The sequence below is a fragment of the Daejeonella lutea genome, from assembly GCF_900168015.1.
Lineage (GTDB): Bacteria > Bacteroidota > Bacteroidia > Sphingobacteriales > Sphingobacteriaceae > Daejeonella > Daejeonella lutea.
This window is the reverse complement of sequence record NZ_FUYR01000002.1, coordinates 495,566-514,610: the sequence shown is the minus strand read 5'-3', so window position 1 is coordinate 514,610 and position 19,045 is coordinate 495,566. Positions and strand designations below refer to the sequence as shown.

General features: G+C 41.8%; 21 protein-coding genes. 3 read left to right on the top strand and 18 right to left on the bottom strand.

All coding sequences use genetic code 11. The features are described from left to right. Window positions 1-5: 5 nt before the first annotated feature. The 8 genes from tsf to B5X60_RS11300 form a co-directional block, all read right to left on the bottom strand. Window positions 6-845: a translation elongation factor Ts gene (gene tsf / locus B5X60_RS11335; protein WP_079702801.1), complete on the bottom strand. Its 840-nt coding sequence runs from the start codon at window positions 843-845 to the stop codon at window positions 6-8. 108 nt (window positions 846-953) lie between these two features. Next, window positions 954-1,811 carry a 30S ribosomal protein S2 gene (gene rpsB / locus B5X60_RS11330; RefSeq protein ID WP_079702800.1) on the bottom strand — a complete coding sequence of 286 codons (858 nt, stop codon included), beginning with the start codon at window positions 1,809-1,811 and terminating at the stop codon, window positions 954-956. A gap of 18 nt (window positions 1,812-1,829) precedes the next feature. Continuing rightward, window positions 1,830-2,219, bottom strand: a complete 390-nt coding sequence (gene rpsI / locus B5X60_RS11325; protein ID WP_079702799.1) for a 30S ribosomal protein S9 — start codon at window positions 2,217-2,219, stop codon at window positions 1,830-1,832. 9 nt (window positions 2,220-2,228) lie between these two features. Next, on the bottom strand, window positions 2,229-2,672 hold the full coding sequence (gene rplM, locus B5X60_RS11320; RefSeq protein WP_079702798.1) for a 50S ribosomal protein L13: 444 nt from the start codon (window positions 2,670-2,672) through the stop codon (window positions 2,229-2,231). A 643-nt stretch (window positions 2,673-3,315) separates the two neighbouring features. Then, complete coding sequence (locus B5X60_RS11315; protein WP_139377458.1) at window positions 3,316-4,266, bottom strand: DUF6438 domain-containing protein; 951 nt, start codon at window positions 4,264-4,266, stop codon at window positions 3,316-3,318. A 47-nt stretch (window positions 4,267-4,313) separates the two neighbouring features. After that, complete coding sequence (locus tag B5X60_RS11310; protein ID WP_079702796.1) at window positions 4,314-5,462, bottom strand: serine hydrolase domain-containing protein; 1,149 nt, start codon at window positions 5,460-5,462, stop codon at window positions 4,314-4,316. Between the two features lie 201 nt (window positions 5,463-5,663). Then, the gene (locus B5X60_RS11305) at window positions 5,664-6,188 is read right to left on the bottom strand and encodes a peroxiredoxin family protein (RefSeq protein ID WP_079702795.1); all 525 of its coding nucleotides are present in this window, start codon (window positions 6,186-6,188) and stop codon (window positions 5,664-5,666) included. 66 nt (window positions 6,189-6,254) lie between these two features. Then, window positions 6,255-6,992 carry an SDR family NAD(P)-dependent oxidoreductase gene (locus tag B5X60_RS11300; RefSeq protein ID WP_245803511.1) on the bottom strand — a complete coding sequence of 246 codons (738 nt, stop codon included), beginning with the start codon at window positions 6,990-6,992 and terminating at the stop codon, window positions 6,255-6,257. Window positions 6,993-7,501: 509 nt separating this feature from the next. On the opposite strand from B5X60_RS11300, the gene B5X60_RS11295 reads away from it, so the two are divergent. Next, a complete protein-coding gene (locus tag B5X60_RS11295; protein ID WP_079702794.1) occupies window positions 7,502-7,972 on the top strand; it encodes a hypothetical protein in 471 nt (156 codons plus the stop codon). Window positions 7,973-8,313: 341 nt separating this feature from the next. On the opposite strand, the gene B5X60_RS11290 is transcribed toward B5X60_RS11295, so the two are convergent. The 5 genes from B5X60_RS11290 to B5X60_RS11270 all read right to left on the bottom strand — a co-directional run bounded on the left by B5X60_RS11290 (window position 8,314) and on the right by B5X60_RS11270 (window position 11,723). Beyond that, window positions 8,314-9,279, bottom strand: coding sequence for an SRPBCC domain-containing protein (locus tag B5X60_RS11290; RefSeq protein WP_079702793.1), 966 nt, complete (start codon window positions 9,277-9,279; stop codon window positions 8,314-8,316). Further along, window positions 9,279-9,602, bottom strand: a complete 324-nt coding sequence (locus B5X60_RS11285) for an ArsR/SmtB family transcription factor (RefSeq protein WP_079702792.1) — start codon at window positions 9,600-9,602, stop codon at window positions 9,279-9,281. The genes B5X60_RS11290 and B5X60_RS11285 overlap by 1 nt, the downstream gene beginning before the upstream one ends. A 435-nt stretch (window positions 9,603-10,037) precedes the next feature. After that, on the bottom strand, window positions 10,038-10,256 hold the full coding sequence (locus B5X60_RS11280) for a hypothetical protein (RefSeq protein WP_079702791.1): 219 nt from the start codon (window positions 10,254-10,256) through the stop codon (window positions 10,038-10,040). Window positions 10,257-10,422: 166 nt separating this feature from the next. Then, the gene (locus tag B5X60_RS11275; RefSeq protein WP_079702790.1) at window positions 10,423-10,920 is read right to left on the bottom strand and encodes a DinB family protein; all 498 of its coding nucleotides are present in this window, start codon (window positions 10,918-10,920) and stop codon (window positions 10,423-10,425) included. Between the two features lie 170 nt (window positions 10,921-11,090). Then, the gene (locus B5X60_RS11270; RefSeq protein WP_139377457.1) at window positions 11,091-11,723 is read right to left on the bottom strand and encodes a hypothetical protein; all 633 of its coding nucleotides are present in this window, start codon (window positions 11,721-11,723) and stop codon (window positions 11,091-11,093) included. Window positions 11,724-11,961: 238 nt separating this feature from the next. Between B5X60_RS11270 and B5X60_RS11265 the strand changes: the two genes are divergently transcribed. Beyond that, entirely contained in the window at window positions 11,962-14,508 is a 2,547-nt protein-coding gene (locus tag B5X60_RS11265) for a phosphoenolpyruvate carboxylase (RefSeq protein WP_170878438.1), read from the top strand. Window positions 14,509-14,567: 59 nt separating this feature from the next. On the opposite strand, the gene B5X60_RS11260 is transcribed toward B5X60_RS11265, so the two are convergent. The 5 genes from B5X60_RS11260 to B5X60_RS18380 all read right to left on the bottom strand — a co-directional run bounded on the left by B5X60_RS11260 (window position 14,568) and on the right by B5X60_RS18380 (window position 17,632). Next, window positions 14,568-15,032: a hypothetical protein gene (locus tag B5X60_RS11260; protein ID WP_079702787.1), complete on the bottom strand. Its 465-nt coding sequence runs from the start codon at window positions 15,030-15,032 to the stop codon at window positions 14,568-14,570. A gap of 29 nt (window positions 15,033-15,061) precedes the next feature. Then, entirely contained in the window at window positions 15,062-15,775 is a 714-nt protein-coding gene (locus B5X60_RS11255; protein ID WP_079702786.1) for a DUF3667 domain-containing protein, read from the bottom strand. A gap of 92 nt (window positions 15,776-15,867) precedes the next feature. After that, window positions 15,868-16,857, bottom strand: coding sequence for a glycoside hydrolase family 43 protein (locus tag B5X60_RS11250; RefSeq protein WP_079702785.1), 990 nt, complete (start codon window positions 16,855-16,857; stop codon window positions 15,868-15,870). Between the two features lie 42 nt (window positions 16,858-16,899). After that, window positions 16,900-17,391, bottom strand: coding sequence for an SRPBCC family protein (locus B5X60_RS11245; protein WP_079702784.1), 492 nt, complete (start codon window positions 17,389-17,391; stop codon window positions 16,900-16,902). A 40-nt stretch (window positions 17,392-17,431) separates the two neighbouring features. Beyond that, the gene (locus B5X60_RS18380) at window positions 17,432-17,632 is read right to left on the bottom strand and encodes a hypothetical protein (protein WP_139377456.1); all 201 of its coding nucleotides are present in this window, start codon (window positions 17,630-17,632) and stop codon (window positions 17,432-17,434) included. A gap of 500 nt (window positions 17,633-18,132) precedes the next feature. On the opposite strand from B5X60_RS18380, the gene B5X60_RS11235 reads away from it, so the two are divergent. Next, complete coding sequence (locus B5X60_RS11235) at window positions 18,133-18,612, top strand: hypothetical protein (RefSeq protein WP_079702782.1); 480 nt, start codon at window positions 18,133-18,135, stop codon at window positions 18,610-18,612. The last annotated feature ends 433 nt before the right edge of the window (window positions 18,613-19,045 follow it).

Sequence of the window (19,045 nt, the reverse complement as noted above, 5' to 3'; positions counted from 1 at the left end):
ATAAATTAAGCTCCTAACTGAACCCGCTTGAATGCGGTAACGGTTAAGCCCTTTTCTACATCGTTAAGGAATTGCGCTACAGACTTCGATGAGTCTTTCACGAACTCCTGATTTAACAGGGTAGAATCTTTGTAGAATTTATTCAGCTTACCTGCAGCGATTTTTTCAACCATTTCTTCAGGTTTGCCTTCCTGGCGGATAACATCTTTTGCGATCTCTAACTCACGCTCGATAGTTTTTGAATCAACGCCATCTTTATCGATTGCTACTGGATTCATTGCTGCGATTTGCATAGCAACGTCTTTTCCAATTTCATCAGCACTCGCCGGGTTAGCGCTCAATGCAACTAATACACCTAAGCGATAATTTCCGTGGATGTAAGCGATAACTTTTTCGCCTGTTACAGTTTCGTATTTAGATACACCAACTTTCTCGCCGATTGTACCGGTTTTAGAAATGATAGTATCCGCTAATTTCTCGCCGTTAAGCTCAAGATTAGTTAATTCTTCAAGAGAAGCAGGATTTTTTTCCACTGCAAGGTCAGCGATGCTATTAGCAAATGCAACAAAGTCAGCATTCTTCGCAACGAAGTCAGTTTCGCAATTGAACTCGATGATCACACCGCGTTTTCCGTCTGCTGTAGTTTTAGCAATAACAACACCTTCGTTAGATTCACGATCCTGGCGGCTAGCAGCAACTTTTGCACCTTTCTTACGAAGGTAGTCGATAGCAGCCTCGAAGTCGCCGTTTGCTTCGGTTAATGCTTTTTTGCAATCCATCATACCAGCACCGGTTTGCTGGCGTAATTTGTTTACATCTGCGGCAGTAATTTGTACTGTAGACATGTTATTTCCTTTATTTAAAACAGGACCACTTTTACGGTGGCCCTGTTACTATTAAAAATTAATGTTATTGTCGTCCCCTTGAATGCGGGGAAGGAATGTTATAACGAGTTATTCTTCGCTTTTAGCTTCAGGCTCAGCATCAACCGCTACACCTTCAGGACTAGTAGCTTTACGGGTACGTTTGCCCGGAGTTGCTGCCTCGTCTTTAGCTTCGCCTTCAGTATCAACTTTCGCCTTTGCAGAAGCAGCTTCTTTGTCAGCTTCTTCTTCTTTTTCGCGTTTGCGCTCGTCCAATCCTTCGTGGATAGCTTTCATGATAACTTCAGTAATCAAAGTGATTGATTTTGTAGCATCATCGTTAGCCGGGATTGGGAAATCGATGTTTGACGGATCAGAGTTTGTATCAACCATTGCAAATGTCGGGATGTTTAATTTCATCGCCTCAGCAACAGAGATGTGCTCTTTTTTCACGTCGATAATGAATAATGCAGCTGGCAAACGGTTCAGATCAGCAATACCTCCAAGAAGGGATTCTAATTTGATACGCTCACGCTGAATCATCAATTTTTCTTTCTTTGATAAAACATCATATGTTCCGTCTTTAGTCATCTTGTCGATGTTAGACATCTTCTTGATTGATTTACGAACGGTTGCGAAGTTAGTTAACATACCACCTAACCAACGCTCGGTTACGTAAGGCATATTTACTGAACGTGCTTGCTCAGCAACGATGTCTTTAGCTTGTTTCTTAGTAGAAACAAATAAGATTTTACGTCCTGATTTTACGATCTGTTTGATCGCAGCAGCAGCTTCTTCTAATTTTACTATTGTTTTATTTAAATCTATAATGTGGATGCCATTACGCTCCATGAAAATGTACGGTGCCATTTTCGGATCCCATTTGCGGGTAAGGTGACCAAAGTGTACACCTGCATCCAGTAAGTCCTGATATGTTGTTCTTGCCATTGTCTTATCCTCCTGAGATTAACGTTTACTAAATTGAAATTTCTTACGGGCTTTCTTCTGACCTGGTTTTTTACGCTCAACCATACGGTCGTCACGGGTCATAATGCCTTTTGCTCTCAATGAAGGTTTTTTCTCTGGATCAAGCTCTACAATAGCTTTAGCGATTGCTAAACGAACGGCTTCTGCCTGTCCTTTAACGCCACCGCCTGCTACGTTAACAACCACGTTGAATTTTCCAATAGTTTCGGAAACTTCGTTTGCCTGAGTAACGATGTATTGTAATGGCAATGTTGGAAAATATTCCTTGTAATCTTTACCGTTTACGGTAATTGTGCCGCTTCCATCTTGCAGATAAATGCGCGCAACTGCTGTTTTTCTTCTTCCTGAAGTGTTAGTGATAGTTGACATTTCTCTTGATTACGGTTTAATGGTTTTTGGATTTTGCGCTGCATGCGGATGATCAGTACCAGCATAAACATGTAGGTTCTTGTACAATGCACGGCCCAGACTGTTTTTAGGTAACATACCACGTACAGCTTTCTCTACCACGCGGGTAGGATGCTTAGCCATTAATTCCTTTGGAGAAATGAACTTCTGACCACCAGGGTAACCGGTGTAAGAAACATACTGCTTTTCAGCGAATTTGTTTCCTGTCAGTTTGACTTTGTCTGCATTGATAACAATTACATTATCGCCGCAGTCTACGTGTGGGGTGTACGATGGCTTGTTTTTTCCTCTAATCATCATTGCGATCTTAGAAGACAAGCGCCCCAAAATCTCTCCTTGAGCGTCAACAACTACCCATTCTTTGCTGACGGTCGCTTTGTTGGCAGAGACAGTTTTGTAACTTAACGTATTCACTTGCTTGAATTTAAATTATTTAATATATTCTATTGCCCCTAAAATTAGGGACTGCAAAGATAGGACATTTTTTCTAAAGCACAAACGGCACAAAGGAAATTTTGATCCATTTGTAAGGAGTTGAAAGGTGAAAGTTGAAGGGTGAAACTTGAAAGTGGCTGCACGGCGGATGCTGGTTGGTGTGAATTGGCTAGTCGAGCCTGAAGGGGTCGTATGTTTTAGTAAATGAATATTTCACTGACGAATCGACCCGGAAGGTGGCAGTATGTGGAGCAATCTCTCATCGGATGCTCTCAGTGAGTAACATTTTCCGAATGTTTTTGTGTTCTGGGATTAATTCGCTGGCTTTTTAAATGTACCGGAACTTTAAGACTATCGTTAATATTTATTATTTGCAAAGCGGAGCCTGGTTTTCATAGGGATCGGCAGTCCTGCTGTTCGCTGCAAGTCCTCGCCAATACATACCCGATTAAACTCAGAAGTTTATTTTCGGCTGCGGGCTTTACGCTGCCATCAGGATTATAAGGGTTAGGCAGTGCTGCTATTTAAGGAGCTGTGGCGTCTAAGGCGGTGTGTACGTTTACAGCTCCCCAGCCAAGGGGAGCTGTCAGCCTCTTCGGCTGACTGAGGGGTTATTCGTCGCTCAATTTGAAACGCTTGGTAATGGAATAAGTGCTTTTGGTGCTTCAAGCTTCCATTCCTGGTTTGTTCTGATTGCTACCATTTTGTCATGAATCCTGTTGAGGGCGAAAGTTCCTATCAGGCCATGATCAACTATTATCTTCACTAGCCCATTGTTGTAGGTAATTTTTAATATTCCGCTTGAGAAGTGACTGCCACCTATATCATACTGGTTTTGCAGAGATGGGAAGTCTGAATAGTCCAGAATGCTAAGTAATTCTTCATACCTGGCAACGTCTATCCGTCCTATATATTTAGCGTTAAAATAATCGCTTCTGAGGGTGTTGTATTCTGTTGCTTTGAGGGATGCTTTGCGGTTAGTATTTATCTCGAGTGCGAAAGCATCATTAAACTTATATTCAATTTTTTCAACGTTGTATCTCCTGGTCTTAGGGTTGTATTCCACAAAGTCTCCAAACTTGAAAATCAGCTTGGCGGAATCGGGCATCTGGCTGTAGGGCCTGAAATATTTAAGCTCTATAAAAGTATCCTCATCCTCCGTAACAGCTTTAGCGATTGAGCATCGCCGCGAACGCCATCTACTTAGGATGTTTACGCTTATTTTATTTTCGCTTGAGCCCATAAGAGTAAGGATCGTAGGGATTTTGTCCACGATGCCAACCACTAATAAATCGGTATATCCATTCTTGTCGAAATCAGCCTTGCTAATTGCTTTGAATTGGTTGATATCGCCAAGGCTTTTGCAATGGTCCAGTTCGAAATTTAGGGATGTGGAAACCCGGAATTTAACATACCGCTTATCGACCTGAGACACGATAGCTTCAACTCCCTCCGCCGTACTAACGGAGTCAAGCTTGTTAAATCCGTTTGCGATATTTTTCCTCCCATCCTGAGCGATGACCAGGTCAGTAATTAGCAAACAAATGCAAGTCAAAACTGAAATTCTCTTCATACCCGAACTATCCTCCAGCCTAACAACTAACAACGAACCATCTACCACTACTCCACTGAAGCAATCACCTTCTTAATCATTTCCCCCAACTTCGACGGCTCCAGCCACCTCGCAACAATCACAACATCCCTGTCTTTATCCACAACAATGAAATTTCCGCCAAACCCGTCAGCGGTATAGATGTTTGCCGGAACGTCTTTGTAGCGCCCCTCTGCGTTTAGCCACCACATGTAACCATACGACTTATTAGCGGCCGAGGGCTGCTGAACTGCTCCAACCCAATCTTCGGAAATGAGCTGCTGGTCATTCCACCTACCGTTACGTAAAAATAATAAGCCAAACCGTGCGTGGTCCTGAGTATTGATGAACAAGCCGCCGCCAAAGTGGCCGCCGCCGCTTACTGATTCTATCATCTTACCATCGATATCTACTTTTGAATTCTCATAGCCGTACCATTTCCATGAATCAGAAGCGCCAATTGGGTCCATGATATGTTCCTTTAGAATTTGCGGTAAAGGTCTTTTCCAGACCTTTAATAATGAGTAGGCAAGCAAATTCACCCTAACATCATTGTACTCGAAGTTCGTTCCTGGTTCAATGAATTTTCGGGTTTTAAGCTCATCAACATGAGTATACTTAACAGGCCTGTCTGCCCAGTCGCAAACACCAAAAAGGCAACCCGACCAGTCTGAAGACTGCGTGAGCAAATGGCTCCAGGTTATTTTCGAATTATGATCTCCTTTAAAGGTGTCACCACCGATATACTTAATTACAGGTTCGTTCACATTTTTCAACAGGCCTTTATCTAATGCTAGTCCGGCCATAGTCGATAAATAGCTTTTTGTTGTGCTGAAAGTCATGTCCACCCGGTTAATATCTCCCCATTGAGCCACAATGTATCCGTTCCGGATGATCATTCCTGCCGGTTTACCCCGATCCTGAACCGGCCCGGTTATCTTATAATCCGGTTCATTCTTATAAGAGTCTTTGAGAGCAGCAGTTATGTTGTAATTCGTCTTGCTGTCATTCTTCAGGGCAAAACTTACGGCACTGTCGACCAGTGCAGCGTTCATTTTCACTTCCGAAGGGTTTTTGGATTGCCAAACCGGGCCGGGGTAATATTGGCTGTATACTGATTGAACAGTGAATGTGAGTAGAAGAAATAGGATGAATTTTAAAGAGGAAATGATTTTCATGGCTTTGCCTGATTAAGCAAACTAAAATAAGCAAAAGATTGTCGTATGTCGGAGATTTAACCCCAGAGGCTGCAAAGTTTTGCGCAGAGTACGCAGAGGAAAAGACGATGACACGTTTGAAAAAAACTTTTTCTCCAACCAGCCTCTGCGCTCTTTGCGTTGTACTCCGCGAACTCTGCGGTAAAAAAGCGCGCTAAACCTTTACTTCGAAAACTCCTTTACCTTCGCTGTTAACGCCTCAAAGCTCAACCTATCAGTATTATTCTTCCCCACATACCTGTAAACTTCTTTTCCCTTTGGATCGATTAAAATAGTTGCCGGGTAGTGAACTACCTGTCCATGGAATCGATAACCATTAGGGATTTTCAATAGCTCAGCCAGTTTTGCCTCCGGATCACGATAGATGGGGAATTGTGCCTGATCGCCTGGAGATAGTTTCTTAGCCCAAGATAGGATCTCGAGTTCAGAATCCGGTTTGATAAAAACCTGCTTTACATTTGGGAGGGTTTTCGCTTTCGTGAAATAATCCTGTGTATGTTTTATGCAAAATGGGCATTCTGTTTTAAGCAGGAAATGTAAAGCGACAAATTTTCCTTTTTCTTTTTTTAGATCAAAAGTGCTATTATCCGTTGCAGATTTTAGTTTAATCGCAGGTACCTGAGCGCTCAGGTTCATCGTATTAAATAAAAGGAAAAGGAAAATTGAGAAGATGGACTTGAACTTCATTAGTTTGATGTTTTAATTAGTAATATTACTGAACATTTTGATAGCAAACGCCCGGCAAGTGAAATCTTACAAGATAGATTTAATTAGGCCCCCATCCACTCGAATGGAAGCTCCATTCGTTGCTGCAGCCAGCGGACTCGAGAAGTAAACTACAGTATCGGCAATCTCTTCAACACTGGCAAAACGTTGTATTAAGGATGTAGGCCTCATTGTGGTGAAGAAATCTTTCTCCACGTCATCTACAGATTTGTTTTCAGTTCTAGCAAGATCATCAATAAAAGTACCTACACCTTTAGATCGCGTAGGACCAGGTAGAATGGAATTAACCGTTACGTTGGAATCTTTTGTTAACTGCGCCAAGCCACGTGCAATCGCTAGCTGTGCTGTTTTAGTCATGCCATAGTGGATCATTTCTTCCGGAATAAACACTGCCGACTCACTGGAAATGAAAATGATCCGGCCCCAGTTTTTTTCCAGCATTTTAGGGAAGACATGGCGCGATAAACGTACGCCACTCATTACATTTACTTCGAGGAAGCGGAACCAATCCTCATCAGGAATGTCGGTAAAGGCTTTTGGTTCGAAGATTCCCGCATTGTTGATCAGGATATCAATAGGGGGCAGTTGAGAGATCAGTTTATTAACTTCTTCGACTTTAGAAAAATCTGCCGCTATACCCGACACATTCGCCCCTGCTACCGCTTTCCTCAGTTCCGTTATAGCTTCATCAAGTGATTTTTGAGTGCGGCCATTTATAATCACTTCGGCACCTTCTTTCAGGAAGCGTTGTGATTGCGAAACCAATACCAGCAGTTGAGCCGCTTACGAAAACGATTTTGTTCTTAAGATGTAAATCCATGCTTGAAAGTTCTGTATCAAATACTAATTGCCGTTGTAAGACCTTAATGACGCCCTTCTGGCGAACATCAACTAAAGTAAGAAATGGCTCGAATTAGCATATCTGATAAGGGTCATATTTTGAAAAGGGATCCTTGGAAAGCACAACAGAAAGATCCAATTATTTATGCAATTACCAGTAAAAAATGAACATGATCCCCTTTAAAATCAGCTTGCAATTATCCTTTTTTCAACGGTGTTTTTCGGGATCCTTTTTGGCTTTCAAAAAACTTGTAAATCATTGAATATCAGTGAAATTAATTTCGTTATTTACTTGCATTTCTGCATCTTTTTTATTATTTTAAAGAAGCTTTTCCAGCCTAGCAGACGAGACCTGCGCGCCGGTATGGAGCAGCCAGCGCATACTATTTAATTAACGTTCTGAACTAATTTATGGACTTAAAAAAATTAAACTTATGAGCACAAACAGAGTATCTGCAATATTAAACGATGCAGACAAAACAGCAGTATTAGAAGCATTAGCGCAGGTAAAAGAAAAAATGCCGTTTTTGATCAATTTGACGGGGAAGGAACGTCACAGGAGCCGGAAAATGGGCGCAAAAAGCGTAGAGTACGTAAACCTGAATTTGCAGGGCTCCCAGAGTTTTGCATCTCTAATTCCGCCGAATGTGGACATTGATGAATTTTCAAAGGATGTTACCCTGGTCAATCAGTTGATGTCGGTACGAATCGAAGTTGAAGCCCTTCTTGAAGGCATCGATGACACCATGCTCGCGGCGGGATCGGAAGCCATGCAATGTGCAGACTTGGTTTATTCCTATCTTAAAACCGGTGCCAAGACCAATGCTGGCGTGAAAGGTATAACCGCCGACATCGCCAAGCGATTTGTTAGACGCGTCAAAACAACTGAAGCTCTGAAAGCTTAGGAACTCATTCATTAAGCCGCAACCTTGCGTCCAATAGGCGCAAGGTTGCGGCTTTTTCATGCACCATTGCATCTTTTTCATGCACCATTGCATCTTTTTCATGCATTGTTGCATCTTATTCATGCACTTTTGCGTCTTATTCATGCACTTTTGCGTCTTTTTCATGCACCGCTGCGTCTTTTTCACTCAACATTGTATCTATTTCATGCAGCAGTGCATCTATTTCATGCAATCAGGAACCTATTTTACTCAATGATGCTGCTACTAGCGACTCACGCGATGCAATTTTTTGCAACAGTAGTTTTTATCACAGCGGCCAAATGAAAAATGTTATTTCTTCATTACCTCGTTTGGAAATTGATCATCCAATTAATGTTGTATTTGTCGGAGAACTCACCAAAATAAGCTCCGAAAAACATATCTGCCATTGGCATGGTAACATTCCCTCCTTCGGAAAGCTCGTTAAACAGGCGGTCGGCTTCCTCTCTTGTTTCCGGTTCAATACACATATGCATGTTGTTGCCGCGGGTTAACGTAAATCCCATCTCTTTCGGCGCATCTGTTCCCATTAAAATGTGGTTTCCTGTTATTGGCAATTCTACATGCAGTACCATTTTTTTAATTTCTTCAGCCACAGGAGGATGCCCTGTATCAGCAGGAATATCACCAAATCGCTCAATTCCTTTTCCTAAGAATTCAGTTTTAAAAACGCTTCTGTAGAACAGAAACGCCTCTTCGGTTTTACCGTCAAAATTCAAATAGCTCGAGACTCGTGCTTTGTTACTGGTCTTGTTTTGCTGACGAAGTTTGAATTTTGCTTCCATGTATTGATCAAGGTTCTGCATGGCCATTGTGAAGCCCTCTTTAAAGCCCATGCCTACCACTTTTTCAAGCATTTCTAAACTTTTATATTGAATGGTGATGTTTACCGTTGTGGTGTCAGTATTTCCGCTAAAAACATTCGTCCATGTTGAATCAGGAAAATTCTCACCGACGTTACCCTGCTCATCACAGAAATTATCTGTGTATGAAAAACTTTTCTCAGGCTCTATTTTATGGTAATCTGCTTTACACCATTGGATCTCATTTTTCGGACTTACCATGGAATACAGCCACCTTCCACCATCTCTGAAGTCCATGGATTTCGTTACGGTTTTATACGGCTTAGGTGCCCACCAGTGGTCTAGAATTTCGGGATTTGTCCATGCTTCCCAAACCAATTCAAGCTCTGCCTTAAATTCGCGACGCACATTTACCGTGCTGTTTGCTTTATCTACAGTAAAGTCAAATGTTAAATTGCTGTTCATTATTTCTTGTTTTTAATTTTCGATAGAACATCGTCAAGTTGATTAAATCGTGCTTCCCAAATCTTTCTGAATTGTTCAAGCCATTTTTCAATTTCTTTCATTTTCTCAATTTCCAGTTGATAGTATATTTCCCTGCCTTGCTGCTTTTGGCTGATCAGTTCGCATTCCGTGAGGATCCGCAGATGCTTTGAAACAGATTGCCGGCTTGCGTCGAAATGTTCCGCAATGGCGTTTGGCGTCATCGCCTGCAGGGCAATAAGTGTGATGATAGCCCGCCTTGTCGGGTCGGCTATGGCCTGAAAAATATCTCGTCTCGTTTCCATTGTGCAATCATATGGTTGCAAATATATACGCAACTATTTGGTTTCGCAAATGTTTTTGAAAAAAAATTTTATGAACCACGAAAAGATGGGTAACAGCGAGCTTTTGGAATTATTTAATGAAAGAAATTGATGATCACCACAGCTTTGAAACCTATCCTTATATCTGTAAGTAGTTATTCAATATTGGAAGAGCCTCGAAGGTGGTCGAATATTTATAGAAAAGGATTCGAATAAAATAGCCGACCCGAAGTTGGTCGTATATGTTTTTTGTCACATGCGACCACCTTCGGGGTCGGAAAAATAGGATTAACCTAATTGCTATAAACATTTGACCCCTTCAGGGTCATGACAGTGTTGAAAAAATGCCGTAACATGTGTTTCACTCTTCCTTTAAAGTGATGAAGCGGTCAAGCTTGGTCAAGAATTCATCGTTGATTATTCTAATTCCGAACACATTACCCCAGCACATGCAAGTTTCTCAATAATTGAATCTGCTCCCACAAACTCCGATTCAACTCGCAAAACTCTGTCGCAGTCCTCCAGGTCGAAATTCCATCGCCCTGTTTTATTCACTAACTTATTCAGTATGGGCTTTAAAGCTTGCATTTCCTGGAAGCTGTTAACGGATGTCTTGAAGACCAGTACTTGTTTCATAAAGAGTTATTTAGACTATACGATTCGTCATTCTAGAATGTTACAACATGAATGGACAATTGACAGTGGACGATGGACAACTGTCAGACGCAGCCACTTTTAGTTAGGTTATTTTCTTAACAATCTTGTGCAATGTGTACGTCTCCAACTGTCCACTGTCCACTAATTAATATCTGTCCCAAAAAGCCGGCGGCTCCACTCCAAGTGAACGTAAGTAAACATAAGCCTGTGCTCTATGATGGATCTCATTATCCATGAAGTAGAAAATGTTCCCCCATATCGTGCCTTCGTATTGTCCAAAAGACAAGATCCTATCATGAAACTTGTCAACTGGGATTTTTGCAAGGTTCTCGAAAAGCTCTGCGGTATCTTTATCCCAATTTTCCAAAGCCTCGACAATAGTTGTCGCTTTCACGGCATGCCCGGCTATGGCACCAGCTTCGCCGCCTGCCATTTCACGAACTCCACCCGTACTCACGTCCATCATTTCCTGGATGAGTTGAGCGGCAGGTCTCATACCGCCTATTGAATATTCGAAAAACTCCTTTTCAGGAAATACCTCTATAAGTTTGCGGGTAAGGCCGCGATGGCCGTTCCAGTGTGCTGCAAGTTCTCCCGGTGTGATGATTGTGCTGATTTTTTCTGCTGTTTCTAAGGTGCTCATATATTTGATTTTTGGTTTATATATCAAAAGTATGAGGGGTTAGTGACAACAGTATGTCAGTAGGATTTGGACCAGAAATTATTTTTTTAAATGAAGACTGGGAACCTCTCCACACCGTTGATCAGTGGAAAGTTGAAAGGGGAAAGTTGAAAGTGAGGCAACCATTCCAATTACCTTAATTCTACAGCACTTACCATTTTAGAAAGCTGGTAACTGCTGAGTGACAAACCTTTCAGTATTCCGAATTCGCTGGCATGAGGATAACATTTACGGAGATAAAAATCAACGCCATAGAATTTTAAAGACTGAACTGTTCCCTTTTTATATTGCAGGAGGCGGGTGGTTGGGGCATCTGATATTCCACCCACACGGAATTGCACTCCCTCCTTGGTCGTGTAGGAACAGGTTTCTGGCAATTTGTTTAAATCTTCTTGAGTGACAGAAAATGCCCTATCCGGGTCTGTTGACTTTAACCAGCTCGTACCCTCATCATCGGTAAGTTGTTTTTGAACGACATAAACAATGTCTAATCCGGCAACATACTGGCGGTCGTTCGTGCCGAGCTTAGCCAGATACCATTTCCCTTTCTGTTGAATTATACAAGAAAAATCTTGGCGCGCAGTTATCCAGTTTGAGTTCAACCAAGTGACCAGAGCATAGTCGATATCACTGGCTTTCAATAGTTCGACAAGAGAAACTTCCCCGAATGACAATTTACGATTGCGGTCAATTTTCAACTGAGCCATAGAGAGCTCGCTCAGGATGATTAAAAATAAACATATGACGCCTATAGATTTTATCATTTTCATAGATGTGATGGTGGCGGCAAGTTATTTCCAACATTACTAATGTATATAAATATTGCATTAAACCGTAACCTTTCGTCCTTAACCAAATTTCTACCCAGCGTCTTTGTTCCTTGCTCTTTGTTCTTTACTCTTATTTCCTCCTACCATTTTCATTGCTCCTACCTCCATTCCCCATCTCTCACAGATTTTTCCCATTTTTACATAATCCTTTTTGTCAATAGAGTAAATAGATATGAGCAGTAACCTCGCAGAATTTAAGAACCTTGTCGGAACCAAGTTTGAGATGTATAATAGTTTGTTTACGTCTCTTCCTTTCCATAGGGTTGAAAAAACCGGTATTTTACTTTCTCTGTTCCTGTTGCATTGCGAAGATGGATTTAAGAATGAACAGAGTCCTGCAGATATAATCGAATCTTTCTTCAGACAGTATACCAGCTATCGTGAAGAAAAAGATCAGATCGACCTACTCTTCAGATTTATCCAGTATTCAGAAAGACAGGTGGTATTATTCGACGCTTTAGAAGATGCTGCCTTTGGTGCGACGCATGATATGAATGGGTCGGGTACCCTGAAGCAACTCCAGACCGAAGTGATCCAGAATAATGCCGAGCAGCAGCTGGCTGAGAAACTGAAGGACTTTTCTGTTCGGATGGTTTTAACCGCACATCCTAATCAGTTCTATCCGAGTGCTGTACTTGGTATTATTCACGATCTGGGGAAGGCGCTGCAAAAGGACGACACAGTCCTTGTCAATACGTATTTACAACAACTGGGAAAAACGCCATTCTTTAATAAGAAGAAGCCAACGCCGTATGATGAAGCGGTCAACCTGATATGGTTCCTGGAAAATGTGTTTTATCATTCTGCAGGAAATATTCTGTCTTTTCTACACAGCACCTTCCCGGATGCGGTGAAAGGGCAAAATCAGTTGATAAGAATGGGATTCTGGCCAGGGGGAGATCGTGATGGTAATCCTTACGTGAAGGCTGACACCACTTTAAAGGTTGCGGAGGCATTACGCGGAAGTATAATCAAATGTTATTATAGGGAAGTTCGTCTGCTTAAAGGTCGCCTTACTTTTCAGGGCGTGGATACATTGCTTGCTACCCTTGAAGAACGACTTTACAATAACCTGTTTATTCCTGGTTACAAAGCCGATCTGTCAAAGGACGAAATCGTTAATACACTTATTGAGATCAGGGATATACTGATTGCAAAACACAATAGTTTGTTCCTGAGCAAAGTAAATAATTTACTCAATAAGGTGAATTTGTTTGGTTTGTTCTTCGCATCACTGGATGTGCGACAGGATAGTTCAAGTCATACCGAATTGATCGATCTGATCGTAGAGAAAACTTCTGTGCTTCCAAAGAATTATAAAAGTCTTGCACCCGAGGCTAAGATCAAGGCCCTGCAGAATATTAACTCTCTTGTAGTTGATACCGATATCGCAAAAGACGCTTTTGAAACACTCGAGGCAATCAAAACTGTCCAGACGTTTAACGGTGTGGAAGGCTGCCATCGCTACATCATCAGCCACACAACTAGTGCCGTTGATGTTATGGAAGTATATGGTTTGTTCCTGATGTCTGGCTGGAAAAAGGAGCACTTGAGTATTGACTTTGTTCCTTTATTTGAAACAATTGGAGATCTCCGGAATGCAGCCAAGGCAATGACTCTGCTTTATCAAAATGAAGCCTACCAGCAACATCTGAAGCGCAGAAATAGAACCCAAACTATCATGCTTGGCTTTTCGGATGGCACCAAAGATGGCGGTTACCTGATGGCTAACTGGAGTATCTATAAGGCTAAAGAAGAATTGACCCGCATATCCCGAGAGTACGATGTTGAGGTTGTATTTTTTGATGGCAGGGGCGGACCACCTGCTCGTGGTGGCGGCAAGACTCACCAGTTCTACGCTTCCATGGGTCAGAATATTGCGAACAAAGAAATTCAACTGACCATTCAGGGTCAAACTATCAGTTCTAATTTCGGGACGAGGGAATCGGCACGGTATAATATGGAGCAGCTGATGCATTCGGGGATCAGCAATGGATTGTTCTCATCCAGGACTACCACAATGAGCAGTTCCGAAGAGGAGTTACTACAGAAATTATCTGACGAAAGTTACGAGGCCTTTATGGTCCTTAAAGATGATCCTGATTTCCTCGAGTACCTCAATTTTGCAAGCCCCTTACGTTACTACGCCGAAGCAAATATTGGCAGCCGTCCGTCAAAACGGAAAGCAGGGAAATTGAATTTGAATGATCTTCGTGCAGTGCCTTATGTGGGAGCATGGAGCCAGCTGAAGCAAAATATCCCCGGTTATTATGGAGTGGGAATTGCATTTGAGAAACTTGAGAAGGAAGGAAAATGGCAGCAAATCCAGGAACTATATCAGAATTCATTGTATTTCCGTACGCTGATCGGAAATTGTGAAATGGCCATGAGCAAGTGCTTCTTTCCGCTTACCGCTTACCTTTCGAACCATCCAAAATATGGAGTTCTCTGGAACATGTTCCACGATGAATTTGAACGGACCAAGAAATATACGTTGTTGTTAACTGGGAAGTCTGAGTTGATGGCAGAACGGGAAACTGACCAGCTTTCCATTCAAATGCGTCAGCGTATTGAGTTGCCGCTGATCACAATCCAGCAGTATGCTTTAACGATGATCCGGGAAAAAGGCAAAGCTGATTCTGCAGATATGAAAATATTTGAGAAACTGGTAATGAGGTGTTCGTTTGGGATTATTAATGCCGAAAGGAATTCTGCGTAAACAGTTTGTTGCGGCATTCTTTACCGTCGACTAGCTAGAACAAAGACTTCCTGACATTTCTAATTCGATACGGTTCCTTTTCTGGAAAGTCTGAGGAAGGTATAAGCATATGCAATACCTCCAAGAATTGCACCCAGCAAATACAAGGGCAGAAAATTGGGATGCAAACGATGGTCAGTTAACCCAATACCAAACCCGCGCGAATATTCGACAGGTAGAAATAAAAGAACGAGCAGGACTGAGATGACACCGATAACTGCACTTTTCGAATAAACCTGAAGAGCTGAGATATTTAAGGTATTTTTAAAGATACCAGTTAGTATTCCAAAGATTAAAATCAAGGCTATTTTAACTATCGGACCAATTGCATCGCCAAGTTCCCAAACAGATTGCAGGAAATTTATCAGCGGATTTGAGTTAAATAATTTTAGGTCAACGGGAGCGAAGATGAAGATCAAAGCACTCGTTCCGAATACAATAGTTACCCAGGCAGCAAGAAGAGATTTTAATGTTACGCCGACCATAAATTCGAAGTTAGTGTGAGCTTTAAGAATTAAATCACCTTGTCGATCAACGTTCCTGTAAGGATGATTAATCCAGCAAATGACAGCATTCCAAGTACATAAGCTGCAAAGGCTTTGAAATAACTTGCGGCTTTTGATTTATCAAAGAACTGGCCGATTGCCCAGGGAACATAGAACATAATAATTACACTTGCAATCTGCATCACAGGTAACTTAGTCACGCCTTCAATTGTAGCAAAGAGTGCTAACACCAGCATGCCCATACCCATTACAAAACATAACAGGATCAGGATTTCAAAAAAGTTGTAGTCGTATTTTTTAAAGAAGAACTTCAGCCACAAAGCAATAAAAACTCCCATCATTATGTTCCCATAGCCGTAGTGTTTTTGAATCCATTCAAAAATCGCGGTTGTGGTTCCTCTCTTGTCTTCACCAATATTCATATAACCATCTTCTACATGGAAGAAGTGATTGGCAAGGCTGTAAAGCAATGATGTAACGATGATAAAAATAATGGGCTTTACCAGCCTGCTTCGGCTGCCTGAAATAAATTCCCGGACGTTCTTGCCGGGTCGGATCATCAGCTCTCTGAAAGTAAACAATATGCCTTTCTCGAGGTGGAGAACGTGTTCAATCTCGTGGATAATGTAATGGCCATCGATGCGTTTTATTTGGGCGGATTGTCCGCAGTTGGGGCAGTACTTTTCGGCTATTGGGTTACCGCAATTTGTACAAATTTTCATTATCTGAAACTAGCTTGTTTTTTATTATGATGTGGCGAATATATGGATGTCATTTGATTCAGGTGCTGAGGATAGCTTTAAGCTGATCTGAATTAATTGGTCATCTTCACTTCCCGGATCTTCCCATCTTCCTCGAACTCCATTTTATCGATACAGGTCACCCGGTGATCTCTTCCTAAATTGGGGATTGGTCTTCTGTGATAGACCATAAACCAGTTATCAGTTCCTGGAGTGTTAATCACAGAATTATGGCCTGCACCAGTTGCAACACTTTTATCCGACTGCAAAATGGTGCCGATCCGGTTAAAAGGCCCGGTGGCTTTATTAGCCATTGCATAAGCTACTTTGTACGAATCGTTACCCCATCCACCTTCAGACCACATGAGGTAATATTTTCCTTTGCGAAGAAACATGAATGGACCTTCAACATAGCCTTTCGGTGTGATCTCTTTATAAATACTGCCGTCTTCCCACGGTACGAATCCTGTAAAAGTTGAATTTAGCTTTACCATATTGCAGTGGCTCCAGCCACCGTAAAACATGTACCAGGTGCCATCGGTGTCTTTGAAAACACCCTGATCAATAGGCTGTGCATTGTTATGAAAGCCATCAATAAGAGGTTTTCCTAAATAGTCTTTGTAGGGACCACCCGGTTTATCTGCAACCGCGATCCCGATACCGCCAGAACGGTTAAGGCCATTGCCAGTATTCCACATCGGTCCCCCCGGTCGCTGCACATCATTGGCAGAAAAAAAGAGATAGTATTTTTTATCTTTTTCAACAACTGCGGGAGCCCACATCGCCTGCTTTGCCCATTTGATTATAGATGTGTCTAATACGTGTTCATGCTTTTTCCACATTTTCAGATCTTTTGATGAAAAAGCATCCAGGAAAACCTGCTGTTCATACTTTGCTGAAAAGGTTGGAAAAATCCAATATTCTTTTCCAAAGACGGTCCCTTCCGGGTCTGCGTACCAGCCTTCGAAAATTGGATTTTTACCCAAAGTAATTGGGGTATGTTTATTGGTAGAGCATGCAGCAAGAACCACAAGTGCCAGCATTAAAAAGCTTTTGTTTTTCATGATATGTAGAAGAAAGTTGAAGATAATAAAAATTGAGTCGAGTTAATGCTGCCCAGGCCACGGCGTACCTTTGCCAGTTTCGCAAAACAGCTTTAGGCTTCTCAGGAACAGGGCCCAGGTATAATTACACTCAGCTAACATCGGGGATTCTTCGTTCCAATTATCATGAACGAAGCGAAGGATTGTCCCGCTCTTATGTTGGTGTCTTTGCTGGATCTGTCCCTCAGTCTCCGGATGGTGCTTTAACAATTCTTTAACGGTGCCCTCATGTAGGTTAAAGGTTATCGTTGTACCCATCCATTCATTCGCGCCCCATACACAAAGCCATTCAACGGTTCTATTTGGGTCTAAACCCGCAATTTGCATTTCCTTGAAATATCTTGGGCCGAATGAAAACCTGCATACAAATCCTTGTTCAGCTTTTGCACGGGTTTCAGGCGTCCACCAGGCTGAAAGGCCGTCCTCCTTTGTGAGTGCCTCAAAAATTGTTTGAGCAGAGCTGGCAATAAAGATATTGTGACGAATGGCTGGCATATTGCGTGAGATAATATTGAAAGAGTAATTGAGCAGTATTCTAAGATTTCTTCTTTATCAGTCCCTGAAACAGATTAATGAAATAAATCACCTGACCCAGTGCTATTATCAACATCGGACTTGTTGCCCCAATAACAAAACCACTGGATTCCATAACGTTCCCATCGGGAGTAACAATCCCGGTAAAGCCACTACAAATAACCGCAAGAAAAATCACAGAAGCCGCTATTGTTAGTAGCACATGAGCCCATATTAAATCTTTAGAATGTAAAAGGCGCGCTGTCAACAGGTAGATGACCCAAATGAATAGGAGTACAAGTGCCGCAAACTGCATGAAAGGGCCCATCTGCGTTATAAAATAGGTATCGTACAAATGAAGTTCCCCTGGTGACTCGCCCACAAGAAATGAAATGACTAGGAGTAGTATTGCGCTGTACAGCAAAAGGTGGTAAGGTTTGTTTTTTATTCCCGTATTAATCACTTGCAAGCGTACTTGAGATCCATCCTCTTCACCATTTACGCATTTTGCGTTTTGAGCAGTATTCGGATGTATCTTTTATTTTCAAAGTCAGATAAATTAAACATACAAAAAAACAAGGAGTTCAATAAGTTTTTACAGCGCACATCTACCTTTCACGCTCGTACAGTGCCACTGTAAACTCTCCACTGACAACTGTCAACTCGTTTGGCACCGTTTCTGCTTTACTATACCAAACAACCAATAATTCAAATTTTAAAACTATGAAAGCAATAATCAAAAGCACCTTTATTTTAGGTTTCGTAGCGGTCTTTGCGGCATGCTCACCAAGAACTACAACAACAACACCTAGTGTTTCCCGTGGCGATGTTTCCGGCAAATGGATGGTAACAAGTGTAAATATGGACGGTTTCCCGGCTGGGACATCCGCAGGAAAAGTATTTGATATGGCAAACGCTCAGGATTTCCAGGGTAGTACCTGGGATCTTAACGGCGGAGGCTCAGGATCTATCAGCTTAACAAACGGAGCTGTTCAGCCAATTTACTGGTCGGTTAACAGAACTACCGCAATGCCAACTTTCCAGTTCAAAAAGTTAATGGATGGTCAGAAACCCAAAGATGTAGAAACAGGATACTCGCTTGAATTTGGGGATGTATCAGGTCAGACGGCCATATTTAAAACCCCTGTAATGTTAGGGAACGGTCAGACGGCCTATATCAACTTTACTTTTGCGAAACAGTAATTGAGTTATAAGTGTCGGTTATAAGTCCTTGCCCGGAAAAGAAATCTCTTATGAGTGTGCAGAGACTTATAACCTACAACTTAATACTTACAACTTATTCCTTGTTACCAAATTGTAATATTAACCCGCGTTTCTTGCATTATTCAGGATTTTCTCTGTTATTTGTATTAATAATTAGAAACACCCATACTATTAAAAATGAATAGTTTAAACTACCAAACACACACAGGATCTGTGAGTCACCCGGCTTACCAGGCAGGTTGTGTACGTAGTAATTTCAGCACTGAAAAGTTAGTATTGCGGTTCCGACGACCCTTTATGCCGCGGACTTGATCTTGGCATCAACCTCATATTAACCGGTAAATTCTTCCGGTTTTCAAAATCATTGATTTTATTCACAAAACGAAAGACTAAAAACGTAGTCTTTTTTCCG